At 73.6% G+C, this 26050-nt stretch carries 28 protein-coding genes and 1 riboswitch; of the genes, 14 read left to right on the top strand and 14 right to left on the bottom strand.

Annotation, left to right across the window (positions count from 1 at the left end; all coding sequences use genetic code 11):
- Window positions 1-152 precede the first annotated feature (152 nt).
- From EIZ62_RS30675 to EIZ62_RS30665, 3 genes are read right to left on the bottom strand one after another with little or no spacing between them, the layout of a single operon-like run.
- Entirely contained in the window at window positions 153-1466 is a 1314-nt protein-coding gene (locus tag EIZ62_RS30675) for a streptophobe family protein (protein WP_341873991.1), read from the bottom strand.
- Window positions 1467-1515: 49 nt separating this feature from the next.
- Entirely contained in the window at window positions 1516-2454 is a 939-nt protein-coding gene (locus EIZ62_RS30670; RefSeq protein ID WP_156695916.1) for a sensor histidine kinase, read from the bottom strand.
- Window positions 2451-2708, bottom strand: coding sequence for an STAS domain-containing protein (locus EIZ62_RS30665; RefSeq protein WP_244376050.1), 258 nt, complete (start codon window positions 2706-2708; stop codon window positions 2451-2453). Before EIZ62_RS30665 ends, EIZ62_RS30670 begins: the two co-directional genes overlap by 4 nt.
- Before the next feature lie 228 nt (window positions 2709-2936).
- Here EIZ62_RS30665 and EIZ62_RS30660 point away from each other — a divergent pair, with 228 nt between their 5' ends.
- The gene (locus tag EIZ62_RS30660) at window positions 2937-4025 is read left to right on the top strand and encodes an ABC-2 transporter permease (RefSeq protein ID WP_156695914.1); all 1089 of its coding nucleotides are present in this window, start codon (window positions 2937-2939) and stop codon (window positions 4023-4025) included.
- Window positions 4026-4516: 491 nt separating this feature from the next.
- On the opposite strand, the gene EIZ62_RS30655 is transcribed toward EIZ62_RS30660, so the two are convergent.
- From EIZ62_RS30655 to EIZ62_RS30640, 4 genes are all read right to left on the bottom strand, one after another.
- Entirely contained in the window at window positions 4517-5194 is a 678-nt protein-coding gene (locus EIZ62_RS30655; protein WP_156695913.1) for a DUF305 domain-containing protein, read from the bottom strand.
- Window positions 5195-5311: 117 nt separating this feature from the next.
- Window positions 5312-5710 carry a DUF6153 family protein gene (locus EIZ62_RS30650; RefSeq protein WP_156695912.1) on the bottom strand — a complete coding sequence of 133 codons (399 nt, stop codon included), beginning with the start codon at window positions 5708-5710 and terminating at the stop codon, window positions 5312-5314.
- Window positions 5711-5958: 248 nt separating this feature from the next.
- Entirely contained in the window at window positions 5959-6408 is a 450-nt protein-coding gene (locus tag EIZ62_RS30645; protein ID WP_156695911.1) for an SRPBCC family protein, read from the bottom strand.
- Between the two features lie 176 nt (window positions 6409-6584).
- The gene (locus EIZ62_RS30640) at window positions 6585-6860 is read right to left on the bottom strand and encodes a DUF1876 domain-containing protein (protein ID WP_156695910.1); all 276 of its coding nucleotides are present in this window, start codon (window positions 6858-6860) and stop codon (window positions 6585-6587) included.
- Between the two features lie 217 nt (window positions 6861-7077).
- On the opposite strand from EIZ62_RS30640, the gene EIZ62_RS30635 reads away from it, so the two are divergent.
- A complete protein-coding gene (locus EIZ62_RS30635; protein ID WP_156695909.1) occupies window positions 7078-7437 on the top strand; it encodes a hypothetical protein in 360 nt (119 codons plus the stop codon).
- 53 nt (window positions 7438-7490) lie between these two features.
- Here EIZ62_RS30635 and EIZ62_RS30630 read toward each other — a convergent pair whose 3' ends face one another.
- The 7 genes from EIZ62_RS30630 to EIZ62_RS30605 all read right to left on the bottom strand — a co-directional run bounded on the left by EIZ62_RS30630 (window position 7491) and on the right by EIZ62_RS30605 (window position 14909).
- Window positions 7491-8768: a sugar ABC transporter permease gene (locus tag EIZ62_RS30630; RefSeq protein WP_156695908.1), complete on the bottom strand. Its 1278-nt coding sequence runs from the start codon at window positions 8766-8768 to the stop codon at window positions 7491-7493.
- Window positions 8768-9544, bottom strand: a complete 777-nt coding sequence (locus EIZ62_RS30625) for an ATP-binding cassette domain-containing protein (RefSeq protein WP_156695907.1) — start codon at window positions 9542-9544, stop codon at window positions 8768-8770. The genes EIZ62_RS30630 and EIZ62_RS30625 overlap by 1 nt, the downstream gene beginning before the upstream one ends.
- A gap of 49 nt (window positions 9545-9593) precedes the next feature.
- Window positions 9594-10778, bottom strand: a complete 1185-nt coding sequence (locus EIZ62_RS30620) for a sugar ABC transporter substrate-binding protein (RefSeq protein ID WP_156695906.1) — start codon at window positions 10776-10778, stop codon at window positions 9594-9596.
- Window positions 10775-13213: a SpoIIE family protein phosphatase gene (locus EIZ62_RS30615; RefSeq protein ID WP_156695905.1), complete on the bottom strand. Its 2439-nt coding sequence runs from the start codon at window positions 13211-13213 to the stop codon at window positions 10775-10777. Before EIZ62_RS30615 ends, EIZ62_RS30620 begins: the two co-directional genes overlap by 4 nt.
- 104 nt (window positions 13214-13317) lie before the next feature.
- Window positions 13318-13725, bottom strand: coding sequence for a DUF3662 domain-containing protein (locus tag EIZ62_RS30610; protein ID WP_156695904.1), 408 nt, complete (start codon window positions 13723-13725; stop codon window positions 13318-13320).
- Window positions 13726-13856: 131 nt separating this feature from the next.
- A complete protein-coding gene (locus tag EIZ62_RS32075) occupies window positions 13857-14003 on the bottom strand; it encodes a hypothetical protein (protein ID WP_167536446.1) in 147 nt (48 codons plus the stop codon).
- 30 nt (window positions 14004-14033) lie between these two features.
- Window positions 14034-14909: a DUF72 domain-containing protein gene (locus EIZ62_RS30605; protein WP_156695903.1), complete on the bottom strand. Its 876-nt coding sequence runs from the start codon at window positions 14907-14909 to the stop codon at window positions 14034-14036.
- 54 nt (window positions 14910-14963) lie between these two features.
- Here EIZ62_RS30605 and EIZ62_RS30600 point away from each other — a divergent pair, with 54 nt between their 5' ends.
- The 12 genes from EIZ62_RS30600 to EIZ62_RS30545 all read left to right on the top strand — a co-directional run bounded on the left by EIZ62_RS30600 (window position 14964) and on the right by EIZ62_RS30545 (window position 25996).
- Entirely contained in the window at window positions 14964-15773 is an 810-nt protein-coding gene (locus tag EIZ62_RS30600) for an N-formylglutamate amidohydrolase (protein ID WP_156695902.1), read from the top strand.
- A 218-nt stretch (window positions 15774-15991) separates the two neighbouring features.
- The gene (locus EIZ62_RS30595; protein ID WP_156695901.1) at window positions 15992-16276 is read left to right on the top strand and encodes an antibiotic biosynthesis monooxygenase family protein; all 285 of its coding nucleotides are present in this window, start codon (window positions 15992-15994) and stop codon (window positions 16274-16276) included.
- Window positions 16277-17130: 854 nt separating this feature from the next.
- The gene (gene dhaK, locus EIZ62_RS30590) at window positions 17131-18123 is read left to right on the top strand and encodes a dihydroxyacetone kinase subunit DhaK (RefSeq protein WP_156695900.1); all 993 of its coding nucleotides are present in this window, start codon (window positions 17131-17133) and stop codon (window positions 18121-18123) included.
- An 8-nt stretch (window positions 18124-18131) separates the two neighbouring features.
- Complete coding sequence (gene dhaL, locus EIZ62_RS30585) at window positions 18132-18746, top strand: dihydroxyacetone kinase subunit DhaL (protein WP_156696682.1); 615 nt, start codon at window positions 18132-18134, stop codon at window positions 18744-18746.
- The gene (dhaM, locus tag EIZ62_RS30580; RefSeq protein WP_156695899.1) at window positions 18743-19147 is read left to right on the top strand and encodes a dihydroxyacetone kinase phosphoryl donor subunit DhaM; all 405 of its coding nucleotides are present in this window, start codon (window positions 18743-18745) and stop codon (window positions 19145-19147) included. The genes dhaL and dhaM overlap by 4 nt, the downstream gene beginning before the upstream one ends.
- Before the next feature lie 158 nt (window positions 19148-19305).
- Window positions 19306-19506: riboswitch (cobalamin riboswitch) on the top strand.
- A gap of 30 nt (window positions 19507-19536) precedes the next feature.
- On the top strand, window positions 19537-20235 hold the full coding sequence (locus EIZ62_RS30575; protein ID WP_156695898.1) for an energy-coupling factor ABC transporter permease: 699 nt from the start codon (window positions 19537-19539) through the stop codon (window positions 20233-20235).
- The gene (locus EIZ62_RS30570) at window positions 20232-20609 is read left to right on the top strand and encodes an energy-coupling factor ABC transporter substrate-binding protein (protein WP_156695897.1); all 378 of its coding nucleotides are present in this window, start codon (window positions 20232-20234) and stop codon (window positions 20607-20609) included. Before EIZ62_RS30575 ends, EIZ62_RS30570 begins: the two co-directional genes overlap by 4 nt.
- A gap of 7 nt (window positions 20610-20616) precedes the next feature.
- Window positions 20617-21366: a cobalt ECF transporter T component CbiQ gene (gene cbiQ / locus EIZ62_RS30565; protein ID WP_156695896.1), complete on the top strand. Its 750-nt coding sequence runs from the start codon at window positions 20617-20619 to the stop codon at window positions 21364-21366.
- Window positions 21363-22208 (top strand): energy-coupling factor ABC transporter ATP-binding protein, encoded by an 846-nt coding sequence (locus EIZ62_RS30560; protein ID WP_156695895.1) that lies wholly within the window; start codon window positions 21363-21365, stop codon window positions 22206-22208. The genes cbiQ and EIZ62_RS30560 overlap by 4 nt, the downstream gene beginning before the upstream one ends.
- A gap of 133 nt (window positions 22209-22341) precedes the next feature.
- Window positions 22342-24381 carry an NADPH-dependent 2,4-dienoyl-CoA reductase gene (locus tag EIZ62_RS30555; RefSeq protein WP_156695894.1) on the top strand — a complete coding sequence of 680 codons (2040 nt, stop codon included), beginning with the start codon at window positions 22342-22344 and terminating at the stop codon, window positions 24379-24381.
- 56 nt (window positions 24382-24437) lie between these two features.
- On the top strand, window positions 24438-24977 hold the full coding sequence (locus EIZ62_RS30550) for a PadR family transcriptional regulator (protein WP_156695893.1): 540 nt from the start codon (window positions 24438-24440) through the stop codon (window positions 24975-24977).
- A gap of 686 nt (window positions 24978-25663) precedes the next feature.
- Window positions 25664-25996 (top strand): hypothetical protein, encoded by a 333-nt coding sequence (locus EIZ62_RS30545; protein ID WP_156695892.1) that lies wholly within the window; start codon window positions 25664-25666, stop codon window positions 25994-25996.
- The last annotated feature ends 54 nt before the right edge of the window (window positions 25997-26050 follow it).

The following is a 26050-nucleotide window of genomic DNA, read 5'->3' as shown; positions in this document are numbered from 1 at the left end:
TCCCGCCCCGCCGCCGTACCCCCGTCGCGCGCGGCAACGGATGCACGGTGCCGGGGACGCGCTCGGCCGAGGCGCGCTCGACCGGGGGCGTGACCCAGGAGCGGGCTCCTGCCGGGCGGTGGTCCCGGGGCCGCGGGTCCCGCCCGCGCGGCTCAGGGCGCCGGGGGCGGGGCCTGCCGGGTGGGGGTCTCGCCCCGCCGGCGTACGCGCGAGGCCAGGAGCGCGCCGAGGGGCCCTATGACCAGCCCCCACAGGAGGGCGAGCCCGACGGTCCTCCAGACGTGCGGATGGAGGACCACCTGACCGCCGAGGTTGTCGATCTCCATGATGCCCAGCACCGACAGGGCCAGGCGGGCGACGATCTCGCTGACCGGGGTGACCACGAGCAGGGTGAGCGCGAAAGCGATCCCGAGGTGCAGGGCGTACTGCCAGAGCCGGGTGCCGGCCGGGGAGCGCATCGCCGTGACGAAGGCGGCGGCCAGTAGCAGCACGGCGGCGACGGGGACGAGCCACCAGGCCCGGCCGTCCTGCTCGGCGAGGGACGACACGTCCAGCGTGGTGTTCTGGGAGCCGCGCAGCGCCGCGTCCAGGATGTGCGGCATCGGCAGGCCGAACGGGCCCTCCACCCTGCCCTCCCAGGAGCCGCCGATGCCGAGGCCCAGGGCGAGCCACGCGATGTTGGGCAGGCCCAGGAGGATCACGGCGAACGTCTCGGCGGGGTGCCCCCGGGTCGCCGCCACGACCAGCCCGACGACCAGGGCGATGACGACGTACGCGAGGAGCAGGAGCAGCATCGCGGAGGCGGCGGGACGGGCCGCTCGCTGGGGGCGGAGCAGCCCGGCGGGGAGCGGTGCCCGGTGGGAGACGAGGAGTGCCATGGCGAGGACGCCGAGGATCCAGATCAGGCCGAACAGCAGGGTGGGGCCGGTCTCGGCGGCGAACCCGACGGTGGGCGTGGCGCCGAGGAGGCCGGTGATGAAGTCGATGGCCGAGTCGGGCGGGACGAGGGTGAAGGTGTGGCGGGCCAGCGCGATGAGGGCGCCGAGCCCGGCCAGCCACAGGACGACCGTGCGGGCGACGCGGCCGAGGAGTGCGCCGGTGCCGGCGACGGGGCGGTGCCGCAGCGGCCGCAGGAAGCAGGCGCCGGCGACGAGCGCCCCGACGAGGGTGACGCTCAGCGGCATCAGGGTGAGCTGCCCGCTGGTGTCGGCGAGCCCTCCGGCCCGGCCCGAGATGTCGACCGAGCCGCCCGCGGCGATGACGACGACGGCCGCGACGACGTGGAGGAACGCGCCCTCCGGCAGGTCCGCCGCACCCGCCGCCCACAGGCCGAGGGTGGCGGTCACCGCCATGGCGACCAGCGCGGCGAGCACGGCCAGCAGGGCGTCGGCCCACTCGCGCACTTCGCCGTGCGCGCCGCTCGTGGCGGGGTTCTTGTCCGGTGTGCGGGGTCCCTGACGGATCACGGTGCCACGTTAAGCGCGCAGGCGGCCGGCCGCCTGCTCATCGCACGCCCTAGAGGTGCAACCGGAAGTAGCACCGGATGGTGGTGCCGGCGTCCGTGGTGTGGATGCGTACGAGGTCGGAGAGGTAGTGCACCAGCAGCAGGCCGCGGCCGCCGAGCTGGCCGGGTGCGGCGGGGCGGCGGCCGGCGAGCGGGTCGTCCAGTCTGCCGCCGTCCCGCACCTCGCACACCACGTGACCGTCCTCGGTCCACACCCGCAGCGTTCCCGTGCCGCCGCCGTGGATGACGCTGTTGGTGGTCAGCTCCGACACCGCGAGGGCCACGTCGTCGTGCCGGTCCGCGGGCAGGCCCAGCCGGTCCACCCGCTCCAGGGCGTGGCCGCGCGCCTCGGGCAGCAGGTCGGCGTCGTAGACCAGCCCGCGGACGCCGGGCGGCAGGGTGAGGGGCAGGTTGTAGCCGCTCACCACCCGGTCGGGCGCGTACGCGACGCTGGCGCGCTCGACGCCGTCCTCGATGAGCACGGGATGGGTGATCCGGGCGTCGGCGAGCGCGACGTCGTCCAGCCGCGAGGTGTCGTACGGACAGAGGATGGTGGCCTCGCGGCCGGTGAACGCGTGGTTGATCAGCGCCTCGTGCTGCGCGCAGGCCGGGTACTCGCTGTCGCTGCGGCCCTGCCAGATCGGTTCCCCGATGATCCGGACGCGCCGGGTGGGGTGGGCGTCGGCGAATCCGCGCAGCACCCGCGGGATGATCCGCCCGGGGTTGCGCCCCTCCTGCTCCATGTCCAGCAGGCGTACGCGGTCGGCGTCGCCGCCCAGCGCCTTGCGCAGCAGGGCGAGGTTGGCGCCGGGCACGGCGACGGCGACGGGCTCCCCGGCCGCCAGGCCCGCTTCGACGAACGGCACGGTGCCCGCCAGGTAGGCGGTCTCGTCCGCGTAGAACAGGGCCGGGTGCGTGAACGGATCGGCCGTCGTCGCCACGTCGTTCACTCCACCACCTCGATCGCCACCAGTTCCGGCCAGAACAGCTCCAGCACCCGCCTCAGCGACGCCGGCGGCCTGCGGACCATGATCCGCCGGTCGCCGGGAAGGCGCTGCGCCGTCCGGGCCAGCGAGGTCGCCCCCGCCACGTCGACGAAGGTGAGCCCCGAGAGGTCCATCCGGATGTCCCCGTCGCTCCGGAGCAGGCCGTCCAGGATCCGCTCCCACTCCGTGAGCGTGTCCAGATAGACCTGCCCTGCCACGTGGACGCAGCCTCCCTGTCCGCAATCGTCCGACACGAGGGGACGGGGAGATCCGGGTACGGGCCCGTTCTCGGTGTGCGGCACCCCCATGGCCCCCCTGTGATCTCCGTCCGGCCCCCTGACGGTACCTCCGACGCCGCCCAGGGCGAAGCCGGTTCCCTGTCGCGGGACGGTTCCCCGTGCGCGTGGCCCCCTTTTGCGGGGATACGTTCGCTTTAGCCTGACGGCATGTCCGATGCGCACGAAGCCGGGGAAGCCCGGAGCACGCCTCACGGGGCACACGGCCGTCCGCCGACGCGGGGCGACAGGTGGGCGGCGCTCAAGGCGTCACCGTTCCTGCCCGCCGCCGTGCTGGTGCTGATCCTCGCCGCCGCGGCCGCGCTGTTCGCCGGCTCGTACACGTACACCATGGCCAATCCCACGCCCCGGCACATCCCGGCCGCGGTGGTCGGCGCCACGGACACGGCGGAGGGCAGGAAGGTCGTGGCCGGCATGGAGCGGGAGCTGAACGCCTCCCTGGAGCTGCGTCGGTACGACAGTGTGGCGGCCGCGCGCCACGCGGTGGACGAGCAGGAGGTCTTCGCCGTGCTCACCGCCGGCCCGGACGGCACCGGCGTCCTGCTGGACGTGGTGGGGGCCGCGGGGGCGTCGGTGGCGCAGGTGCTGGCCGAGGCGGGGGTGGCGGTGGGCCGGGCGACGGGGGTGCCGGTCGGGGTGCGGGACATCAAGCCGCTCCAGAAGGGTGATCCGCGCGGGCTGGCGCTGTTCTACATCTCGCTCGCGGCGGTGATCATCGGCTTCGTGGGGGCGATCCAGCTGAGCGTGCACGCCCGCGCGCTCCTTCCCGCCGAGCGGATCGCGTTCACGGCGGCGTACGCACTGCTCGGTGGTTTCGCGATCGCGGCGACCGTCGACCTGCTGCTGGGCGCCCTCGATCTGCCCTTCGTGGAGTCCTGGCTGATCCTCGCGCTGACGTTGTTCGCGTCCGGGATGGTGTTCACGATGTTCAACACCCTGATGGGGCGGTGGGCGATGCTGCCGACCTGGGGTCTGATGGTGCTATTGGGCAACCCGTCGTCGGGCGGCGCCGTCTCCTGGCCGCTGCTGCCGTCGGCGCTCGGGCACATCGGGCGCTGGCTGCCGCCCGGCGCGTCGGTGAACGCGCAGCACACGGCTGTCTACTTCGGCGGCCACCAGCACCTCTTCCCGTTTCTCGTCCTCGGCGGGTGGGCGCTGGTGTCCTGCGGCGTCTTCTGGTTCTGGCGCCACCGCCACCCCGGCGGCCGCGACCGGGCCCCGGCGCACGCGGCGGACTGACGGCCAAGCGGGGGGTCGGCGCGGCTTTACGGCGTACGGGTTCGGGGGCGACGGGGACGCCGTCCGCGACGCCCTGACGGCCGAGCTGGACGCGGTGGGCGACGCGCCGCTGATCGTCGTCGGACACGGCCTCGGCTCCGTCGTGGCCGACGAGGTGCTGGCGGACACGGGCCGGGAGGCCGAGCTCCTCGTGACCGTCGGCTCCCCGCTGGGCGTCGCGGAGACCGAGGACCACCTGGCCGCCCCGCCCGCGGTGCCGCCCGGCGTGCGCGCCTGGCTCGACGCGTCGGACCTGCGAGACCTGGTGGCCCTCGACCACACGCTGCGCCCGGAGTACTCCCCCGCCGACCGGGTCACGGACCTGCTGGTGACCAACGACAGCGCCCACCCTCACGGCGCCGCCGCGTACCTGGCGGACGCGGGTTCGCCTGGCCCGGGGCGTGTCCCGGGCGTCGCGTCGTCCGCCCGCAGGACGCGGGGCGGTGGCGGGGTCAGTCCGTGGCGAGCAGCCCGTTCATCGTGGCGATCTCGGCGGACTGTGAGGCGACGATGTCGCCGGCCATGGCCTTGGCGGGCCGGTGGGAGCCCTCGGCCCGCTCGGTCTTCGCCATGGCCACCGCTCCCTCGTGATGCTTGATCATCAGCTTCAGGAACGCCGTGTCGAAGGCCTTGCCGGAGGACGTGCGCAGCCCGTCCAGCTCCTGTCCGGTCATCATCCCGGCCGTACCGGCCCCGTGCCCGGCGTGGCCGGCCGCGGGCTCGTCGGCGGGGACCGGCTCGCCCCAGGTGGTCAGCCAGCCGGACAGGGTGCGGATCTCGGGGGCCTGCGCCTTCTTGATCGCGGCCGCCAGGTCCTTCACCTCCTTGGAGGAGGCGCGGTCCTCGGCCATGCCGGCCATGTCCACGGCCTGGCGGTGGTGCGGGATCATCCCCTGCGCGAACGCCACGTCGGCGGCGTTGTGACCGCCCTGCTCGGCGGAGGCCGATCCGGAGGCCGATCCTGAGGCGGAGGGTGACGCGGTGGACGCGCTGCCGTGGTCCGCGTGGCGGGCGGAGTCCTGGTCGCCGGCGCCGCAGGCGGTCAGGAGGAGAGCGGCGGCGGTGACCCCTGCGGCGACGGCGGAGGCGGCGGTCGCCCGGCGGGCGTGGGAAGGGCGTCGTGCGGTCATGGTGGTGCAACTCCTTGCGTACATGGGGTTCCTCGGGGACGGGCGTGCGGGCACGGCGTCGTGCGTCCTCGCGCGGGAAGCGGGAGGACGGCAGGACGGTGCGCCGCGCGGGCGCCCCTATATGAGGAGGAGTTGCAGCTGCGCCAGATCGGGCGGAGCCCGGTCGGTGGCTCCCGCGCCCCGGGCGTGGACGCGCGGGACGTCGTCGGCGGCCGCCGAGACGGCGCCGGCGAGCAGGGGCGCCTGTGCGGGTGCGGTGGAGACACCTCCGGCCGCGCACATGGCGTCCGCGTGCTCGACGTGGCCCGCCCCGCCGCCGGGCTCGTGCAGGTGCTCGCAGGCGTCACCGGTCGCATGGGCGGCCGGCCGGGCGTGCCCGTGGCCCGCCGTGGCGGGGGCGGGCGTGCCGGGCGCCAGCCCGTGCATGGCGAAGACACCGGCGAGCAGAGCCAGGACCAGCAGCAGCCTGCGGTACGCCGGGGGGCGTAGGCGGCTGCGCTGCTGACGGGGGCTCATGGCCCCATCGTAGAGGCCCGTCCGCGAGGCGCCCCGGCGGGTGGCCCCGCCTGTGGACAGACCAGGGCCCCCGGACGGTCGGACCCGTCCGGGGGCCTGGCCCAGCAACCCCTTGGGGGCGCTTGGAGTTAACGAGCCCACCTTGCCCGCGCGTCACGTGCCACCGCCGCAGACACGGCCCGGCACGTCGATCGGATCACCCGTCCGGCCCGCCGCCCGGACCGCGGGCCGGGCGGTCACGCCGGGTGTCAGACCTCGCCGCGCCAGGAGCCGGTGGCCGTGCCGCGCGACTCGATGAAGGACTTGAACCGCTTGAGGTCGCCGGTGACCTGACGCTTGACGAAGCCGAGCTTGTCCCCGACGGTCTCGGTGAGCCCGTCGGGCTCGAAGTCCATCTGGAGCATCACCTTGGTGGTCGTGTCGTCGATGCGGTGGAACGTCACCACACCCGCCTGCCGGGCCTCACCGCCGACGGTGGTCCACGCGACCCGCTCGTCCGGGATCTGCTCGGTGATCTCTGCGTCGAACTCACGGGCCGCGCCGTTCACCTGCGTCACCCAGTGGGTGAGGGTGTCGCTGCGCTGCTCGATCCGCTCCACGCCCTCCATGAACTCGGGAAAGCTCTCGAACTGCGTCCACTGGTTGTAGGCGGTGCGCACCGGCACGCTGACCTCGACGGACTCCTCGACCTGCGACATGTGCTGTTGCGTCCTTCCCGGGCCCCGACAGCCCCGGCCGTACGCCGGGCTCGACCCCATCGGTTCCCTCGGGCCCTCGTGTGCCCCCTCCTCACGCGCTCATGGCTCCCGTTTCCCAACGGTTCGCCGCGGGTGCCTCCGCCGGCCCGTCGCGGGCCCGGCCGCAGGGTCCCGCGTCACATGGCCAGGTGCGCCGGGATGTGCGTCACCTCCTCGATCTCACCCCCGGCCTTCTTCATGAGGTTCCGGGAGAGTTCGTTGAGGCAGCGGGCGGCGGCGATCTCCTCGCCGACGCGCTGCTGCTCCCTGTCGTCGGGGTGCCGCTTGGCGTGGCCGTGCGCCCGCAGTTCGGTGCCGTCCGGGAGCCTGACCATGCAGGCCGCACGCGTCTTGCCCGCGACCTCGTCCTCGGTGAACTCGATGTCCACGTGCCATCCGACGATCGTCTTCATCACACACCTCCGGGGGCTCGCTCCGTCACTCCTCCAGCGTGCACCCGCGGATGCCCGTGCGCCCGTTCGAGGGACCCGGGGCACGCGGGAAGGCGGGGAACAGGCGGGAAACCGGTGAGGACAGGTGGGAACACCGTTTCGAGCAGCGCTGAACGGGGTGCGGGCACCGTCCGTACTGATCCGGTGAGACATCACTGCGGCGACGACAGGAGCGGCGATGAACGAGCGCGACGAGCCGGCGATGCGAGGGCTCCCGGACGGTGGTGCGGAGGTGGCCGTGGTCCTGCGGTTGCGGTGGGACGACATCGCGGCGCTCGGCCGGGAGGCGAGCCGGCTGGCGGAGCAGCGCGGGGCGCCGGTGAGTTTGGACGACGCGGCGAGCCACCGGCTGCGCACCTGGTCGTCGGTGGCGGCGGGCGCGCCGGAGGACCGGGGCAAGGGCGCGGCGGCCGCCCCGGCGACGGCGGCCATCACCGGGACGCCCGCGCCGGCCGACCGGGCGCGGCACCAGGTGGGGCACCTGAGCGAGACGGCCCCGGTCGCGTCCATCGCGGCGCACCCGGCCCGCCAGGCGTAGGGCGGGGCCGGTACGCGAGGGGCGAGGCCGCTACGAGGGGGCGGCCCGCCCGGTCAGACCCGGCCGTGGGCCTTCTGGGCGCGCCGTGACAGCGAGTCGATGACCACGGCGACGAGCAGCACCCCGCCCGTGATCATGTACTGGACGGCGCCCTGGATGCCCAGCAGGGCGACGCCGGAGGCGATCGACTGGATGACCAGGACGCCCAGCAGCGCGGACCACACCCCGCCGCGCCCGCCGAACAGGCTGGTGCCGCCGATCACGGCCGCGGCGATGGCGTTCATCATGAGGTTGCCGCCGCCGGAGGCCTGGCTCGCGGAGGTGACCCTCGACGCCAGGAAGAGGCCGCCCACCGCCGCCATGGTGCCCGACATCATGAACACCGAGATCCGCACGCCCGCCACTGCGAGGCCGGCCCGCCGGGCGGCCTCGACGCCGCCGCCGATCGCGAAGACCATGCGCCCGTACGCGGTGCGGCGCAGCACCTGGTCCAGGCCGACGAGGACCACCAGGAAGATCAGCAGGGCGAGGGGGAGGCCCTGGAACCGGTTGAGCACGAACGCGGCGGCGAAGGCGACGACGGCCAGGGCTCCGGTGCGTACCGCGATCCCGCCGAGGCTCCGGGACGGCACACCGGCGGCGGCGCGGCGCCGGGCGTCCAGGTAGGAGACGAGGAAGAAGCCGGCCGTGCCGAGCGCCGCCACCCCGTAGGCGACCGCGACGTCGGTGAAGTAGTGGCTGGTGAGCCTGGCGACCAGGCCCCGGTCGTCGAGGTTGATGGTGCCGCTGGACCCGAGGACGTACAGCATCAGGCCGTTCCAGCCGAGGAGTCCGGCGAGGGTGACCACGAAGGCGGGCACACCGACCCGCGCGAAGAAGAAGCCCTGTGCGGCCCCGATCGCCGTTCCCATGACCACGGCGACGAGGACGGCGAGGCCCTCCGGCATGCCCTGCTGGATGTTGAGGACGGCGAAGGCGGCCGCCGCGAGGCCGCTCACCGATCCCACCGACAGGTCGATCTCGCCCAGGAGCAGGACGAAGACGACGCCGACGGCGATCATCCCGGTGCCGACGATGTCGACGCCGAGGTTGGAGAGGTTGCGCGGCGAGAGGAAGTTCCCGTCCAGGACGAAGAAGACGAGCCAGATGGACGCCAGGCTCAGCAGGACGGGGAGGGAGCCGAGCTCGCCGCTGCGGAGGCCCTCCCGGAAGGCCTCCCACCGGTGCGGACCGGGGGTGTCCTTGCCGGCCGTGCTCCTGGCCCCCCGGCCGCCCGCGCCGCCTCCGCCGCCTCTTGTGCCCCTGCCGTCCGCACCGCGTCCGCCGCTCATCAGCCGGCCTCCCACTCGCGGGTCGCGCGACGGGTGACGGCGTTGTCGGTGGCGCCGGTGATGGAGGAGATGATCTGCTCGTGGGAGGTCGTCGTCACGTCGAAGAAGCCGTTGTTGCGGCCGAGGCGCAGGACCGCGATCCAGTCGGCGACGGCCTTGACGTCTCCCATGTTGTGGCTGATGAGGAGCACCCCGAGGCCGCGTTCCCGCAGCCGGTCGACCAGGTCGAGGACCTGGGCGGTCTGCTCGATGCCGAGCGCGGCGGTGGGCTCGTCGAGCAGCACCAGCCGTGGCTCGCCCAGCAGCGAGCGGGAGATGGCGACGGTCTGCCGCTGGCCGCCGGACAGCGAGGCGACCGGCACCCGGACGCTGGGCATCCGGAGGGAGAAGGTGTCGAGGAGGTCGAGGGTGCGGCGCTCCATCTCGACCTCGTCGAGGACGCCGATCCGGTGGATCTCCCGGCCGAGGAACAGGTTGCCGACGACGTCGAGGTTGTCGCACAGCGCCAGGTCCTGGTAGACGGTCGCGATGCCGAGGGCCTGCGCGTCGTGCGGCCGGGTGATGTGGACGGGCCGGCCGTCCCACTCGACGACGCCGTGGTCGGCGGGGTCCACACCCGCGATGATCTTCACGAGGGTCGACTTGCCGGCGCCGTTGTCACCCACCAGGGCGACGACCTCACCGGCGCGGATCTCCAGGTCGATGCCGGCGAGCGCCTGCACGGCGCCGAACCGCTTGGAGATGTCCTTCAGCGCCAGCAGGGGTGGTGCTGACATGGGAACCCCTTCCTCGCCGTGCGACCCGCCCGCGCCCGCCGCTCCCCTCCTAGGGAGCCGGGCTCGGCGGAGTCAGCCCCGCCCGCTCGCAGGCGTCCGCGTACCGGGGGGTGCAGATCTGGTCGACCGTGTACACGCCGTCCTTGACGACGGTCTCCTCGATGGTGTCGGCCGTCACGGCTATCGGCGTGAGCAGGACGGAGGGAATGTCCGGCGTGGTGGGGCTGTCGACGGTGCCCGTCGCGATGCCGTACGGCGTCCCTCCCCGTACGAGCGCGACGGCCATCTCGGCGGCGGCGTTCGCCTCCAGCCGGAACGGTTTGTAGACGGTCATGTACTGGTCCCCCGCGACGATCCGCTGGATTCCGGCGAGTTCCGCGTCCTGGCCCGTGACGGGTGGCAGGGGGTGGATCTTGGCCGCCTTCAGGGCGGAGATGATCCCGGCGGCGAGGCCGTCGTTGGCCGAGTACACGCCGTCGATCTCGTCGGCGCCCAGGGACGCGATGGCTCCCGCCATGTTGACGTGGGCGTTCACCGGCCGCCACTCCGCGGTGTCGTACGCCTTCCCGATCGTGACCTTCCCTTCGAGGGCGGCGAGGGCACCCTCCTTGAACCAGGCCGAGTTGGGGTCGGTGGCCGCACCGTTCATCATCACGATCTGCCCGTCGCGCGCCTCGTCGCCGAGGGCCCGGAGGAGCGCCTCGCCCTGGAGCCGCCCGACCCGTTCGCCGTCGAAGGAGACGTACGCCGAGACGGGGCCCTCCACGAGCCGATCGTAGGCGATGACCTCGATGCCCGCCCGCCGTGCCCGGTCGACCGAGGAGCTCAGCGACTTGGAGTCGACGGCGTCCAGGATGATCACCCGGACCCCCTTGGTGATCATGGCGTCGAGCTGCCGCTGCTGGGTCGCCACGTCCGCCTGGGCGCTGGCGAACTCGACGTCGCACTCGGGGCACAGCTCCGCGACCCGCCGTTCGATCAGCGGCCGGTCGAACTCGGCGAAGCGGTTGGTGCTGTCCGGGAGCAGCAGGCCGACCGTACGGCTGTCGCGGGCGGTGCGGGTCTGCGGGTCGCGCACCTCGGCGGCCTCGCCGCAGGCCGCGAGGCCGGAGGTCAGCGCGAGCCCGGCCGCCAGCAGGAGCGCGGGCACGGTCCGGCGGCGGTGCGCCTTCCCCTCGGCCACCTCGTCCACCTCGTCCACCTCCTCCGTCTCTGTCGTCCGGTGCCGGTTCATCGGTGCGCCCCGGCCCTCCCGGCCGGAGCCGTCCCGGCCGGAGCGGTCACCTCGCCGGTGTCCTCACGCGGGGTCAGGGCAACCTCGCACCACACCTGCTTGCCCCCGCTGAGCGGCACCGAGCCCCAGGTCGTGGACATCGCCTCGACAAGCAGGAGCCCCCGGCCCCCGGTCGCCTCCCAGTCCACGCTCGTCGACTTCACCGGGGCGCGCGGCGAGGCGTCGTTCACGGCGACGCGCAGCCGGTCCCCCGCCAGGGTCAGATCGAGCCGCACCTCGCCCTGGGTGTGCGCGATGGCGTTGGTGACCAGCTCGGACACCACCAGCTGGACCATGTCGACCTCCTCCGACACGCCCCAGCCGCGCAGGGTGCGGCCGGTGAAGCGACGGGCGTGCATGACGGCGTCCGGCAGGCGCCACACCGCCCAGCGGGCGCGGATCGGCCGGACCCGCATCCCGTCGTAGCGCAGCAGCAGCACCGCCACGTCGTCGTCCCGCCGGCGCGTGCCCGCGACGAGGTCGTCCGCGACGCGCCCCGGGTCGGCGGGGTCGGCCCGGCCGAGCGCCTCGCACACCGCGCGCATCCCGTCCTCCAGGCGCAGGCTGGCCGACTCCACCAGGCCGTCGGTGAGCAGGGCGATAAGGGTGCCGGGCAGGAGCCCGATCTCGGTCAGCGGGTACTCCGCCTCGGCCATGACGCCGAGCGGGGGGCCGCCCTCGATCTCCGGCACGTCGGTGGTGCCGTCGGGAAGGCGCAGCAAGGGCGGCAGGTGTCCGGCCCGGACCACCCAGGCCAGCCCTTCCTCCATGTCGAGGTCGACGTAGGTGCAGGTGGCGAACAGGTCGGTCTCCATGCCGACGAGGAGGCGGTTGGCGTGGGCGACGACGACGTCCGGCGGGTGGCCCTCCACGGCGTACGCGCGGATCGCGGTGCGCATCTGCCCCATGATCGTGGCGGCTCCGGCGCTGTGGCCCTGGACGTCTCCGATGACGAGGGCCACGTGCCCGTTGGAGAGCGGGATGACGTCGTACCAGTCGCCGCCCACCTCGAGGCCGACGGTGGCGGGCAGGTACCGTGCGACGGCCTCCCCGCCCGGGAGGGCCGGGAGCTTGCGGGGCAGGAGGCTGCGCTGGAGCATCGTGGCGAGTTCGTGGCCCGCGTTCAGGGCGTGGGCGCGGGTGAGGGCCTGGCCCACCAGACCGGCCGTCGCCGTCAGCAGGGAGCGCTCGTCCGGACCGAAGCGGTGTTCGCCGTCCCAGCCGACGAGGCACACCCCGACCATCCGGCCGTCCGCCGGCAGCGGGAGGACGGCGAGCCCGCCGGGGCCGATGCCCGCGAGCCCCGGTTCGAGGCCGGCGCCGGGCGGCCAGAGCGCGACGTGGCCCTCCCGTACGGCGCCCTCCAGGGTCGGCAGGCTGTGCAGGGAGGCGTCCGGCCACTCCGAGCGCCATTCCGAGCGCCACGCCCCGGGCCAGGCGTCGGGGCGTGGTGGGTCCAAGAGGGTCACCACCAGCCGGTCACCCTCCAGTTCCGCGACGGCGACCCGGTCGGCCGCCAGCGGGGCGCGCAGCGACTCGACGACGACCCTGCTCACGTCGCGGATCGTGGCGGCGCCGGCGAGCGCGGCCGACAGCCGCTGCACCAGGGACACCTCGTCGGGGGTGGGGCGCAGGTAGGAGGCGTCGCCCACCACGCCGAGGATGCGCTCGGGCCGGCCGTGCGGCCCGGGCAGGACCCGGCAGCGCAGGCCCAGCCAGCGCAGCTCGCCGCCGGGCCGGCGGACGCGGAAGGCGAGCTGCTGGTGGGTGGTGGACCGGTCGGGTTCGACGATCGACATCAGGGCCGGGACGTCGTCGGGGACGGCGCACTCCAGCAGGGTGGACACGTGCCCGTCGTAGTCGTCCGGAGCCACCCCGAGCAGCTGGAGCACCTGGCCGTCGACCGCCATGTGGCCGCTCCGGAGGGTCAGGACGAAGGTGCCGCCGCGTGACGGCAGCAGTTCCGGGCCCGCGGACGCGCCGACGTCGACGGGCACGGCGACCCGGGCGGCGGCCGCCTCGAGGCCGGCCGCCGTCTGGTCGGCGTACAGCTCCAGGAAGGCGCGCTGGTCGTCGTCGAAGCCGTCGGTGCCCTTGCGGACGACGAGGAGGCAGCCCAGGAGCCGCGGGTCCCCGCCGAGCGGCAGCGCGCCCAGCGACACGGGGCCGCCGGCACCCTCGGGCCCGGCGCCGTCCGCGGTGATCCACTGGGGCCGGCCCGCGCGGCAGGCGTCGGCCACCGGTGAGCGCCCGGACAGCATGTGGACGCGCGCCGGTTCGTAGGCACCGTGCAGGTCACCGGAGGCCTCGGCGAGGCGCAGCTCGTCGATGTTGTCGGAGGGCACGTAGACAGCGGCCAGCTCCACCCCGCAGGTCGCAAAGATCTGCCCGGTCAACGCGTGCACCGCCTCCGGACGGGGGAAGCCACCAGCGTGCGCCGCTGTCCATCGTCCTCACCCCATGCTGCGCCCTCCCCGGCGCCGGCAGCCAGTCAGGCGGGTCAGCCGGCCGCTGGGAACGCGTCGGCGCGGACGTGCGGCATGGGGCTGCTGCTGACCCGGTAGGGGTCGGCGGACGGGCCGGCGGCCGGGACGATCCGGACGGCCAGCGGCCCGGCCCACTCGTAGCCGTGCCGTTCCCCGTGCCGGGCCAGGGCGTCGGTCAGCTCCTGCCCCACGTCGCCGCAGCCGTGGCGCAGGAGCTCCTCGTGGACGGCGGCGTCCAGTTCCACTTCGTAGGCGTTGGGCACGACGACCCTGTTCTCGCTGCATACCACGGCGTGGTCGTCGCACTCGCGCCGCAGCGCGTCGAGCAGCTCGACGGGTTCGCGGTGGACGGCTCTGGAGACCAGGGCGCTCTGCCAGCGTTCCAGGGCTCGTTCCCACCGCGTCAGCGTTCCCTTGGCCATGTGCCCGCTCGCCCTCCTCGGTCCGTCGTTCACCGGCGCCGCGTCGTCACCGGTCGTCCGTCACCGGCCGTCCGGCCTCCACCGGTCGTCCGCCGTTCGCCGTCCGTCCGTCGTCACCGGTCGTGGTTCGGTCACCGGCGTCCGCGCAGCCGGCCCAGCAGCGAGCGGGCCTGGGCGCGCTTGCGCGGGTCGGCGGCGGCGCGGCGCGCCGACGCGATGGCCCGCTGTCCCTGCGGGCTTCGGGTGAACTGCTTGATACGCGTCATCAGTCCGGACACGGGTCCTCCTCAGGGGTGTGTACCACCCGTTTACCCGGTCGGCCCGCGACGATGTGTGGCGGGTACGAGGAGGTCCCGCATGGTCTCGGCGGCGCGTACGGCGGCGTCGGCGCAGCAGTTGTTGAACAGGACGTGCAGGTGCGCGACCCGGTCGGCCAGGGCGTGGAGGCGGGGCCGCCACTCCGCCAGCTCGCCGGGCGTGTAGTGGTGGCGGAAGCGGTCCTCCTTGCTGCCGGTGCCCCACGCGGCGCTGCGCCCGTGGAAGCGGACGACGGCGAGGTCCTCGGAGGCGACGGGGGTGAGCGGCGGTATGGAGGTGGGCAGGTCCTGCGCCATGTCCACGGCCACGGCGGCGGTGTCGAGGTCCTTCAGCAGGGCGGTGGTGCGGGCGCGGTGGTCGTCGCGCCACCAGCCGGGATGCCGGAACTCGACGGCGACCGGCCAGCCGGCCGCGCGCTCCCGGGTCCGCCGGAGGACGGTCTCGGCGCCGGGGCCGGGGGCGAACCGGGGCGGGAACTGGTACAGCAGGGTGCCGAGGCGGCCGGTGTCCCGCAGGGGGCGCAGGGCGCCGCTGAAACGGTGCCACACCTCGTCCAGGAGCCCGGGGTCGCGCGGGTCGCGGTCGCGGAGGTCGGCGGGCAGGGCGGCCGTCCGGGTGGGGTGGCCGGTGAGGAGGGAGAACGCCTTGACGTCGAAGCGGAAGCCCGGCGGGGTGCGCTCGGCCCACAGGAGGCTGTTGCGCTCGCTGGGGAGCCCGTAGTACGTGGCGTCGACCTCGACGACGGGGAAGCGGTCGGCGTAGTGCCGCAGCCGGCCCTCCGCGTCGCGCCGCCCCGGCGGGTACCACCCGCTGCCCACAAGTGCCTTGTCCGTCCAGGAACATGTGCCGATCATGATCTCACCCATGCCGTCCGCCTACCCCGGTCCGGACGGCCGCCACGGCCCACAGCGAGGAACCACGTGACCGAACCGTCCGCCGACCGCCCCGCCGCCTTCCGGCTCCACCCGGGCGCGCCCGGCTCCCCCGTCGTCCTCCATGTCCCGCACTCCTCCCGGGTGGTGCCCGGCGACGTGCGGGCCGGGATCGTGCTCGACGACCGGGCGCTCGCCGAGGAGTTGGACCACATCACCGACGCGTACACGGAGCGGATCGCCGCCACGGCGGCCGGGGCCGCGCGGGTGGCGCCCTGGCGGTTCGTCAACGGGCTGTCCCGGCTGGTGGTCGACCCGGAGCGGTTCCCGGACGAGCGGGAGGAGATGCTGGCGGTGGGCATGGGCGCGGTCTACACCCGCACCACGCACCGCGAGGTGCTGCGTCCGGACGACACCGACGCACGGCCACTGATCGACCGTTACTTCCGGCCGTACGCCGAGGCGATGGAGGCGGCCGTGGCGGAGCGGCTGGCGGCGGTGGGGCGTGTCGTGGTCGTCGACGTCCACTCGTACCCGGCGAAGGTGCTGCCGTACGAGCTGCACGGCGACGGGCCGCGTCCGCCGGTGTGCCTCGGCACCGATTCCTTCCACACGCCGGACGGGCTGCTCGACGCGGCCCGGCGGGCGTTCGGCGGCTTCGGCGGCACCGGGCTGAACAGCCCGTTCGGCGGAACGTACATGCCGTTGCGGTACTACGGGCGGGAGCCGCGGGTCAGCGCCCTGATGGTGGAGATCCGGCGGGACCTGTACCTGGACGAGCGGGGGGCGCCCCGGGACGAGGGCGTCGCCGCGCTGGCGCGGGCGCTGGCCGGGCTCGTCGAGGAGATCTCCGGCTGACGGCGGGCCGCCGGGGCGTGGCCTCGTCCGACCGGTCCCGCAATCCGGCTTGCGGTACCGACCGGTCAGCTGGACTGGCGACGGACCCGGCTGGTCTCCGGATCGGACAGCCGGTACGCCCATCCAGGTCACCTCCGAAGGTCCACCGAGCGGGAGACGCCCGGCGAGGGTACGTCTCTTCGCACAAGGTGCCCTGGGGATCGACGAGGAGATCAGCCATGTACGCAGTGATCCGGCGTTACGAGGGAGTGACTGACTCGGCCGAGGCCGGACGTCGAGTGGACGAGGGATTCGTGCCTGTCCTGCGGCGAGTCCCCGGCTTCGTGGCGTACTACTGGGTGGACGCCGGGGACGGAGTGATGGTCTCCACCAGCGTCTTCGAAGACCGCTCCGGGGCCGAAGACTCGATCAGGCAGGCGGCGGACTTCGTCAGGGACAACCTCGCGCCGCTGCTCCCCAACAGTCCTCAGGTCACGGCCGGCCCGGTCGTGGCTGCCGGGTAGCGAGGGACGTCGTGGGGCGCTGAGCCGACCGGGCGCGGCACCGCCGGTGGTGCCCTGCCGGTCGAAGCGTTCGGGCTCAGGCTGTCGGGACCGTTCCCACGGTGAGTCCCACGGTGAGTGCGTCGCGCACCGACGCTTCGGTCGGCTCCCCCTCGGGGAATCCCGCCGCTCGTGCGCCGCCAAGAGCACCTTGATGTTCGGCGCAACCGAGAGTTGAGCGAGAACACTTCAACGGTCTCGACGGCATCCGCCGTGCGACCGCTGTACGGACTGACAGCGTCCAGGTGGGCGATGGCGAGCAACCCAGGTCTTTCCGTCGGCGACTTCGGGCAGCGGGGTTCCGGGCGCGCGGTCCACCGGTCCTCGTACCGGATACCCGCTGTGTCCGCCGCCCCGCCCGACATCCCCATCGCGCATCGCTTCCCCAGGACGCCGCAACGGACTCCTCACCGGAAGTCCACAGCCACGGACCGTATTCCCTGCGGGCTCATCCGTGGCTCGCCTTTCGAGCACGCATCCCCGCACGGCACTCGCCGTTCAGTCGGTCGCCGCCGAGCGCGCAGGCATGACCTGAAGCCTGTCGGCATGGAGTCGGCCGTTTCCGGCCACGACGCACCGGTGCGCGAACGCATCCCCACGCCGATAATCGCTCCATCATGCACAAACGCAAAGAGGACGCAGCGCAGGCCCATCCTGACGGATAGTCAGGAACGACGCCAACGGGTCGGTCTCGGTACCACGCGGAGCCGCCCCCGGGCGCCGCGAACCGCCAAGATCAATCGTCTCTCTCACCCATCCTGGCCCGCGAAAAGCCTGCTCGGTCCCATGCCTGCCAGACTCACCAGGAGGTATCCATGAGGATGCTGATCAACGTACCCGAGACCGTCGTCGCCGACGCGCTGCGCGGGATCGCCGCCGCGCACCCCGAACTCACCGTGGACGTGGAGAGGCGGGTCGTCGTACGGAGGGACGCGCCCGTGGCGGGGAAGGTGGCCCTGGTGTCGGGCGGCGGGTCGGGGCACGAGCCGCTGCACGCCGGGTTCGTGGGGCCGGGGATGCTGGCGGCGGCCTGCCCCGGTGAGGTGTTCACGTCGCCCGTTCCGGAGCAGATGGTGCGGGCGGCCGCCGCCGTGGACAGCGGGCACGGCGTGCTGTTCGTCGTCAAGAACTACACGGGCGACGTGCTGAACTTCGAGATGGCCGCCGAACTCGCCGAGGACGAGGGCGTGCAGGTCGCCAGGGTCCTCGTCGACGACGACGTGGCCGTGTCGGACAGCACGTTCACGGCGGGGCGGCGCGGGACCGGCGCGACGCTCTTCGTGGAGAAGATCGCCGGTGCGGCCGCCGAGGAGGGCGCGCCCCTGGAGCGGGTGGAGGCGATCGCCCGGCGGGTGAACGCGAGTTCGCGGAGTTTCGGGGTGGCGCTGAGCGCCTGCACCACCCCCTCGAAGGGCAGCCCGACGTTCGACCTGCCGCCGGGCGAGCTGGAGCTGGGCATCGGCATCCACGGCGAGCCGGGCCGGGAGCGGCGGCCCATGATGACGTCGCGGGAGATCGCCGACGTCGCGGTGGACGCCGTCCTGGAGGACCTGAGGCCGAGCGGGCCGGTGCTGGTGCTGGTCAACGGCATGGGCGCGACACCGCTGCTGGAGCTGTACGGGTTCAACGCCGAGGTGCAGCGGGTGCTGGGCGAGCGGGGCGTGACCGTGGCCCGTACGCTCGTCGGGAACTACGTGACCTCGCTCGACATGGCGGGGTGCTCGGTGACCGTGTGCCAGGCGGACGAGGAACTGCTGCGGCTGTGGGACGCACCGGTGCGGACGGCCGCCCTGCGATGGGGAGTGTGAGGCGCGTGATGCTCGACGCGGACTTCTTCCGGCGCTGGATGACCGGCGCGGCCGCCGCCGTGGACCGGGAGGCCGGGCGGCTCACCGACCTCGACTCGGCGATCGGGGACGCCGACCACGGGGCCAACCTCCAGCGGGGATTCGCCGCGGTGGTCAAGGCCCTGGAGGGTGACCCGGCCGGGACGCCGGGCGCGGTGCTGGTGCTCGCGGGGCGGGAGCTGATCTCGACGGTCGGCGGTGCTTCGGGGCCCTTGTACGGCACGCTGCTGCGGCGCACCGGGAAGGCCCTGGGGGACGCCGCCGAGGTGGCGCCCGTGCAGCTGGCCGAGGCGCTGCGGGTGGGCGTGGCCGCGGTGGCGCAGCTCGGCGGGGCGAAGGCCGGGGACAAGACGATGCTGGACGCGCTGGAGCCGGCCGTGGAGGCGCTGGCCGAGTCGCTCGGCGCGTCGTTCGCGGCGGCGGCCGAGGCGGCGGACCGGGGCGCCCTGGCGACCGTTCCGATGCGGGCGCGCAAGGGCAGGGCCAGCTACCTCGGTGAGCGCAGCGTCGGGCACCAGGATCCGGGGGCCACGTCGTCCGCCCTGCTGATCGGCGCCCTCGCCGGGGCGGAGGCGGCGCGGTGACCGCGCGGGTGGGCATCGTGCTGGTGTCGCACAGCGCCCGGGTCGCGTCCTCGGTGGCGGACCTGGCCCGGGGTCTCGCCGGTGGCGGGGAGACCGCGCCGGTGGCGGCGGCGGGCGGCACTCCGGACGGCGGGCTCGGCACCAGCGCGGAGCTGATCACGCAGGCGGCGACGGCGGTCGACGGCGGTGCGGGCGTGGCCGTCCTGGTGGACCTGGGCAGCGCGGTCCTGACGGTGAAGGCCCTGCTGGCGGAGGGCGACGAGCTCCCCCCGGGCACCCGGCTGGTGGACGCGCCGTTCGTGGAGGGCGCGGTGGCCGCGGTGGTCACCGCCTCGGCGGGCGGCGACCTGGACGCGGTGGCGACGGCGGCCGCGGAGGCGTACGGCTACCGCAAGGGCTGACGACGAGGGCGCGACCGGGAGCGCGGCCGGAGGCGCGGGGTGGTGCGGGCGGTGACGCCCGGTGGCGGCCCCGGCCGCGGTCCCGGCCCCGGCCCGGTCCCGTTTCGGGTGTGACGTTCCCGGTCGCCGCGCGGGTTGTGATGTACCTGGTCAACGCACTACTGTCGCAGGGCCTTGGTGTTCGGGAAACCGGTGCGGTACCGGTGCGGCCCTCGCCACTGTGATCGGGAAGTCCGGCTCCACCCCTCCGGGAAGCCACTGGAACACCGCGGGAGACCGCGGGTCCGGGAAGGCGGGGCCGCGGCGGCATCCTCTGTCATCCCGTCAGCCAGGAGACCGGCCGGGGCGCGTTGTCCATCCACGAGGTGCTGGAGAGGGTCTCCCACATCATGCATATCGCCGAGGGGTACCTACCCCCTGCGCACGCGGTCGCCTGGACCGTCGCCGCCGCTCCGTTCGTCGCCCATGGCGTCCGCGCCCTGACCCGTGAGGTCAGGGCCAATCCCGAGTCGACCCTCCTCCTCGGCGCCTCCGGTGCCTTCACGTTCGTCCTCTCCGCGCTGAAGATCCCCTCGGTGACGGGCAGTTGCTCGCACCCGACCGGCACGGGGCTCGGGGCCATCCTGTTCCGGCCGCCGATCATGGCGGTGCTGGGCACCATCACGCTCCTCTTCCAGGCCCTGCTGCTGGCCCACGGCGGCCTGACCACCCTGGGCGCCAACGCCTTCTCCATGGCGATAGCCGGGCCGTGGGCGGGCTTCGCCACGTACTGGCTGCTGCGCCGCTTCGGCGCGCCGCTGATGGTGAGCGTGTTCTTCGGGGCGTTCGTCGCCGACCTGTCCACGTACTGCGTCACCAGCGTGCAGCTCGCGCTGGCGTTCCCCGACCCGGGCAGCGGTTTCGCCGGCGCGCTGGCGAAGTTCGGCGGCATCTTCGCGGTCACACAGATCCCGCTGGCGGTCAGCGAGGGCCTGCTCACCGTGCTGGTGATGCGCCTGCTGACGCAGTCGAGCAAGGGGGACCTGCTCCGGCTCGGCGTCCTGTCGGCGAAGCCGGCGAAGAACTCGAAGGAGGCCGTGGCCCGATGAGCCGTAACGCCAGGATCAACACGCTGCTGCTGCTCGTCGTGGTCGCACTGGCCGTCCTCCCGCTCGCGCTGGGCATGGGCGACCACAAGGAGGAGCCGTTCGCGGGCGCCGACGCGCAGGCGGAGACGGCCATCACCGAGCTGGAGCCGGACTACGAGCCGTGGTTCAGCCCGCTGTACGAGCCGCCGTCCGGCGAGGTCGAGTCGGCCCTGTTCGCGCTCCAGGCCGCCATCGGCGCGGGTGTGCTCGCGTACTACTTCGGGCTGCGGCGCGGACGCCGGCAGGGCGAGACCCGGGCCCGGGAGCAGGCCGGGGACGACCAGGCGCACGGCGCGGACGCCCCGGGCGCCGGCGACCGGCAGCCCTCCGCCTAGCCGCCCGGTGCTGCCGATCGACGCGGCGGCGCACAGCAGTCGCTGGCGCCGCCGTCATCCGTGCGAGAAGGCCGCTCTGGGGTTCGGCCTGACGGTACTGGCCGTGTGCCTGCCGCCCTGGCCGGGCGCCGTGCTGGTCGCCGCCGCGGCCCTGGTGGTGCTGCTCGGCCCGGCCGGGGTCGCCGCGCGGCAGCTGTGGCGGGCGTGGCGCGTCCCGCTGGGCTTCTGTGTGACGGGGGCGGTTCCGCTGCTGTTCCAGGTGGGCGGGGCGGGCGGTTTCGTCTCGCTCGCGCCCGACGGACCGCTGCACGCCGGGCAGTTGCTGCTGCGTACGTCCGCGGCCTCGCTGGGCGTGCTGCTGTTCGCGTTCACCACACCGGTCTCCGACGTGCTGCCGCGGCTGGCGCGGGCGGGGGTGCCGGCGCCGGTCGTCGACGTGGCGCTCGTGATGTACCGGATCGCCTTCCTCCTGCTGGACGCGGTCCGGCGGGTCCGGCAGGCGCAGGCGGCGCGCCTGGGGCTGACGAGCAGGGCGGCCGCCTGGCGGTCCCTCGCTGGTCTCGGCGCGACGGCCTTCGTCCGGGCCTTCGACCGTGCCGCGCGGCTCCAGACGGGGCTGGCCGGCCGCGGCTACGACGGCACCCTGCGGGTGCTGGTGCCGCGGACCGCGGTCTCCGGGCGGTTCCTGGCCGCGACGGGCGCCCTGCTCGCGGGGCTCGTCGCCCTCACCTTCGTCCTGAAGAGGTTCCTGTCATGAACGCTTCCGCCGTGGTGGAACTCGTCGGCGCCGGTTACGCCTACGAGGACGGCCCCGCCGTGCTGCGGGACATCGGCTTCGCCGTGCCCGCGGGGCGGTCCGTCGCGCTGCTCGGCCGCAACGGCAGCGGCAAGACGACGCTGCTGCGGCTGCTGAGCGGCGGGCTGCGGCCGGTGAGCGGGCGGCTGCGCCTGGAGGGGCGGGACGTGTCGTACGACCGGGCCGGGCTGACCCGGCTGCGGACGACGGTGCAGCTGGTCGTCCAGGACCCGGACGACCAGTTGTTCGCCGCGTCCGTGGGCCAGGACGTGTCGTTCGGGCCGATGAACCTGGGGCTCACGGAGCGCGAGGTGCGGGAGCGGGTGAGCGAGGCGCTGGAGGCGCTGGACATCGCGGCGCTGGAGGACCGGCCGACGCACCTGCTGTCGTACGGCCAGCGCAAGCGGGCCGCGATCGCGGGAGCGGTCGCCATGCATCCCCGGGTGCTCGTCCTCGACGAGCCGACCGCGGGGCTCGATCCGCACGGCCAGGAGCGGCTGCTGGCCGTGTTGGACGGGCTGCGCGCCTCCGGAACGACGGTCGTCATGGCCACCCACGACGTGGACCTCGCGCTGCGCTGGGCCGACGACGCGGCGGTCCTCACCTCCGAGGGCCTGCGCACCGGCCCGGTGGCCGGGCTCCTCGCCGACCAGGCGCTCCTGGACGCCGCCCGGCTGCGCCGCCCCTGGGGAATGGCGGTGGCCCGGGTGCTCCGCGACCGGGGCCTGCTGGGCCCCGGGGAGGCGGGCCCGCGCACCCCGGAGGAGCTGGAGGAGTGGGCGGCGGCGGTCACGGACCGCTAGGACGCGTCACCGCCAGGGCGGGTCTGCCGTGCGCGTTGTGCAGGTCACGTGCCGAACCTTATGCAACTTGTTGCACAAGGCCTCCGTGGTCGTCTACAACTGGGGCGACGACATCGCGCGAGGAGGCGCCCCCATGACTGCGACCCAGGCCCAGGCCCCGGCCCCGTACCCGCACCTGCTCGAACCCCTGGACCTCGGGTTCACCACGCTGCCCAACCGGGTGCTCATGGGCTCCATGCACGTGGGGCTGGAGGAGGCCGAGAACGGCTTCGCGCGCATGGCCGCCTTCTACGCCGAGCGGGCCCGCGGCGGCGTCGGGCTGATCGTCACCGGCGGCATCGCGCCCAACGACGCCGGGCGGCCCTACGAGGGCGGGGCCAAGCTGACCACCGAGGAGGAGGCCGCCGCGCACCGCGTCGTGACGGACGCGGTGCACGCGGCGGGCGGGCGCATCGCGATGCAGCTCCTGCACTTCGGGCGGTACGCCTACCACCCCGACCTGGTCGCGCCCAGCGCGCTCCAGGCGCCGATCAGCCCCTTCGTACCCAACGAGCTGACCGACGCGCAGATCGAGCAGACGATCGAGGACTACGCGCGCGCCGCCGAGCTGGCGAAGTCCGCCGGGTACGACGGCGTCGAGATCATGGGCTCCGAGGGCTACCTGATCAACGAGTTCATCGCCGCCGGGACGAACCGGCGCGAGGACCGGTGGGGCGGCTCCTACGAGAACCGGGTGCGCTTCCCGCTGGAGATCGTGCGCCGGACCCGGGAGCGGGTGGGCCCGGACTTCATCCTCATCTACCGGCTCTCGATGCTGGACCTCGTGCCGGGCGGCTCGTCCCTGGAGGAGGTCGTGGCGCTCGCCCGGGAGATCGAGGCGGCCGGAGCCACGATGATCAACACGGGTATCGGCTGGCACGAGGCCCGCATCCCCACCATCGCCACCTCGGTGCCGCGCGGCGCGTACACCTGGGTCACCAAGAGGCTGATGGGCTCGGTGTCCATCCCGCTGATCACCAGCAACCGCGTCAACACCCCCGAGGTCGCCGAGCGGATCCTGGCCGAGGGGCGTGCGGACATGATCTCGATGGCCCGGCCGTTCCTCGCCGACCCCGACTTCGTCGCGAAGGCGGCGGACGGCAGGCCGGAGACCATCAACACCTGCATCGGCTGCAACCAGGCCTGCCTCGACCACACCTTCAGCGGGAAGATCACCTCCTGCCTGGTCAACCCGCGCGCCTGCCACGAGACGGAGCTGGTCCTCTCCCCCACCCGGCTGCGCAAGCGGATCGCGGTCGTCGGCGCGGGCCCGGCCGGCCTCGCCTGCGCCGTCTCGGCCGCCGAGCGCGGGCACGACGTCACCCTGTTCGACGCGGCGGACGAGATCGGCGGCCAGCTGAACATCGCCAAGCGGGTGCCCGGCAAGGAGGAGTTCGACGAGACGCTGCGCTACTTCCGCACCCAGCTGACGCTGCGCGGCGTGGACGTGAAGCTGGGCACGCACGCCACGCCCGAGCTGCTGAGCGACTACGACGAGGTGGTCGTCGCCACCGGCGTCACCCCGCGCACCCCCGTCATCGAGGGCGTCGACCACCCGTGTGTGGTCAGCTACCTGGACGTACTGCGCGACGGCGCCCCGGTCGGCGAGCGGGTCGCGATCATCGGGGCGGGCGGCATCGGCTTCGACGTGGCGGAGTTCCTCACGGACGGCGGCGAGGGCGCGAGCCAGGACGCCGAGACCTACTTCCGCCAGTGGGGCGTGGACATGTCCTACACCGAGCGGGGCGGGCTGCGCGCACCCGAGCGGCCGCGGCCGCCGCGCACCGTGCACCTGCTCCAGCGCAAGGCGTCCAAGGTCGGCGCCGGACTCGGCAAGACCACGGGCTGGATCCACCGCACCGAGCTGAAGCACCGGGGCGTCACCATGATCGCGGGCGCGTCGTACGAGCGGATCGACGACGACGGCCTGCACATCACGGTCGACGGCCACGCGCGCACCCTGCCCGTCGACACGGTGGTGCTGTGCACGGGCCAGGAGCCGCGGCGCGACCTGTACGAGGAGCTAGTGGCGGCCGGGGCGCCGGTGCACCTGATCGGCGGCGCGGACGTGGCGGCCGAGCTGGACGCCAAGCGGGCCATCGACCAGGGGACGCGGCTGGCGGCGACCCTGTGACGCTCCCGCGTCCGGGCGGACGACGCTACTTTCCGGACACTCCCTAGGATGCGGTCATGTCACTGCCGCACGCGATCCTCACCGCCCTGCTCGAGAAGCCGTCCTCCGGCCTGGAGCTGACCCGCCGCTTCGACCGCTCGATCGGCTACTTCTGGTCGGCCACGCACCAGCAGATCTACCGCGAGCTGGGCAAACTCGAGCAGGCGGGGCAGATCCGGGCGCTGCCCTGTGAGGTCCCGTCCCGCGGGCAGAAGAAGGAGTACGAGGTCCTGCCCGCGGGCCGTGCGGCGCTGGCGGACTGGGTACGGCACAGCGAGGACCCCAAGCCCATCCGGGACGCCCTCCTGCTGCGGCTGCGCGCGGCGGCCGTGGTGGGAACGGAGGGCCTCGCGGACGAGCTGCGCCGCCACCTCGGGCTCCACCAGGCGCAGTTGGCGGAGTACCGGGGCATGGAGGAACGCCAGTTCCCGCCCGAGCGCCGCACCGCCGAGGCCGACCGCCTGCGGCACCTGGTGCTGCGCGGGGGCATCGAGCTGGAGCGGTTCTGGACGGCGTGGCTGACGGAGGCGCTGGCGGAGTTCGACGGGGAGGGCTGAGGCGCCGGAAGTGGCGCCTCAGCGCCGGTGGCCCGTCATCCCACCATGACGTGCGGGTGGCGGTGCCGTACAGGGGCGGGGCGAATTGGTCGTGGACCTGCACGGTGGCTTCGTAACCTCCCGAGCCCGAGCTTGCCGATGCGATTCCCGTTCGCACAGGTGACATTCGCACCCGCCGGAACCGTGATTACGGTCCATTCCTCCAGCGAACCGTTCATGGCGTTGTTCGCGCCGCCATAGGTCAAGGCCTGCGTGAAGTCGGCGTTCGCCGGCACCGTGAAGGTTTCCTCCGTGATCCAGAGTTCATTCGCCACCGCAGTGCTCGCGGCGGCTCCTGGAAGTAAGCCTGCGCAGCGCCCTGACCGCCCCACCCGTCCGGCAGTGCCCGACCGCGGGGACGTCCCCCTGGGATGCACCCATCGCCCATCCGGCGTAATGTGAAGTGGAAACTTTCTTCATTGCTCCGGCATCTCCGCAAACGGATGCCGTCCCACGACTCGCGCAACCTCCGCACTGGGTGCCCGCGTTCATGGGACAGAGGAGGAAAAGGCCTTCGGTCCGTGGCTTGAGGGCTAGTCAGAATTTCGTGGGCGACGTGCGCACTCCGGGAAGCGGACCACTCTCCACTGTAAGGCCATGCCCTGATTCCCCTAACTGCGCCATCGCGTAGTTCACTGGGGTTTTTCATGAGCATCGAGACCTTCCGCAACACCCCGCGCAGCGAGGATGAGAGTAACGCCAACCCGATCACACCGGGCTCCTTCTCCGTGTCGACGGAGATGATGCAGGACGCCGTGCGCGCCATCGGCGTTGCGGCCGGTGACGGAGTCAACCAGGAAGCCCTGTTCGCGAATCCTTTCAAGGACGGTCGCGAGGAAGCGTTGGTGATCAGAACTGCACCCCAAGGGCAGTTGACGTACTTGGAGCGCACTGAATCGTCCGACACAGGCTGGTTGCAGCAGCCGATCTCCGGCATCCCTCAGGTCCGAGGTCCTGGTCGTGACACACCCCTCGGGTGATCTTTGGGCCATATGCAGTCCCAAGGACACGACAGGCGATGTCTTCGGACTCCT

Origin of the sequence: Streptomyces ficellus (assembly GCF_009739905.1) — a bacterium.
Lineage (GTDB): Bacteria > Actinomycetota > Actinomycetes > Streptomycetales > Streptomycetaceae > Streptomyces > Streptomyces ficellus_A.
Note: the sequence above shows the minus strand (reverse complement) of the source record. Positions and strands in the feature narration are given on the sequence as shown.

Excerpts from the sequence above, each read along its gene's own strand:
- EIZ62_RS30660 (WP_156695914.1), top strand. The coding sequence starts at position 2,937 with ATGTCCGATGCGCACGAAGCCGGGGAAGCCCGGAGCACGCCTCACGGG.
- EIZ62_RS30655 (WP_156695913.1), bottom strand. The coding sequence starts at position 5,194 with ATGACCGCACGACGCCCTTCCCACGCCCGCCGGGCGACCGCCGCCTCC.
- EIZ62_RS30650 (WP_156695912.1), bottom strand. The coding sequence starts at position 5,710 with ATGAGCCCCCGTCAGCAGCGCAGCCGCCTACGCCCCCCGGCGTACCGC.
- EIZ62_RS30645 (WP_156695911.1), bottom strand. The coding sequence starts at position 6,408 with ATGTCGCAGGTCGAGGAGTCCGTCGAGGTCAGCGTGCCGGTGCGCACC.
- EIZ62_RS30640 (WP_156695910.1), bottom strand. The coding sequence starts at position 6,860 with ATGAAGACGATCGTCGGATGGCACGTGGACATCGAGTTCACCGAGGAC.
- EIZ62_RS30635 (WP_156695909.1), top strand. The coding sequence starts at position 7,078 with ATGAACGAGCGCGACGAGCCGGCGATGCGAGGGCTCCCGGACGGTGGT.
- EIZ62_RS30630 (WP_156695908.1), bottom strand. The coding sequence starts at position 8,768 with ATGAGCGGCGGACGCGGTGCGGACGGCAGGGGCACAAGAGGCGGCGGA.
- EIZ62_RS30625 (WP_156695907.1), bottom strand. The coding sequence starts at position 9,544 with ATGTCAGCACCACCCCTGCTGGCGCTGAAGGACATCTCCAAGCGGTTC.
- EIZ62_RS30620 (WP_156695906.1), bottom strand. The coding sequence starts at position 10,778 with ATGAACCGGCACCGGACGACAGAGACGGAGGAGGTGGACGAGGTGGAC.
- EIZ62_RS30610 (WP_156695904.1), bottom strand. The coding sequence starts at position 13,725 with ATGGCCAAGGGAACGCTGACGCGGTGGGAACGAGCCCTGGAACGCTGG.
- EIZ62_RS30605 (WP_156695903.1), bottom strand. The coding sequence starts at position 14,909 with ATGGGTGAGATCATGATCGGCACATGTTCCTGGACGGACAAGGCACTT.
- EIZ62_RS30595 (WP_156695901.1), top strand. The coding sequence starts at position 15,992 with ATGTACGCAGTGATCCGGCGTTACGAGGGAGTGACTGACTCGGCCGAG.
- dhaK (WP_156695900.1), top strand. The coding sequence starts at position 17,131 with ATGAGGATGCTGATCAACGTACCCGAGACCGTCGTCGCCGACGCGCTG.
- dhaL (WP_156696682.1), top strand. The coding sequence starts at position 18,132 with ATGCTCGACGCGGACTTCTTCCGGCGCTGGATGACCGGCGCGGCCGCC.
- EIZ62_RS30575 (WP_156695898.1), top strand. The coding sequence starts at position 19,537 with ATGCATATCGCCGAGGGGTACCTACCCCCTGCGCACGCGGTCGCCTGG.
- EIZ62_RS30570 (WP_156695897.1), top strand. The coding sequence starts at position 20,232 with ATGAGCCGTAACGCCAGGATCAACACGCTGCTGCTGCTCGTCGTGGTC.
- EIZ62_RS30560 (WP_156695895.1), top strand. The coding sequence starts at position 21,363 with ATGAACGCTTCCGCCGTGGTGGAACTCGTCGGCGCCGGTTACGCCTAC.
- EIZ62_RS30555 (WP_156695894.1), top strand. The coding sequence starts at position 22,342 with ATGACTGCGACCCAGGCCCAGGCCCCGGCCCCGTACCCGCACCTGCTC.
- EIZ62_RS30550 (WP_156695893.1), top strand. The coding sequence starts at position 24,438 with ATGTCACTGCCGCACGCGATCCTCACCGCCCTGCTCGAGAAGCCGTCC.
- EIZ62_RS30545 (WP_156695892.1), top strand. The coding sequence starts at position 25,664 with ATGAGCATCGAGACCTTCCGCAACACCCCGCGCAGCGAGGATGAGAGT.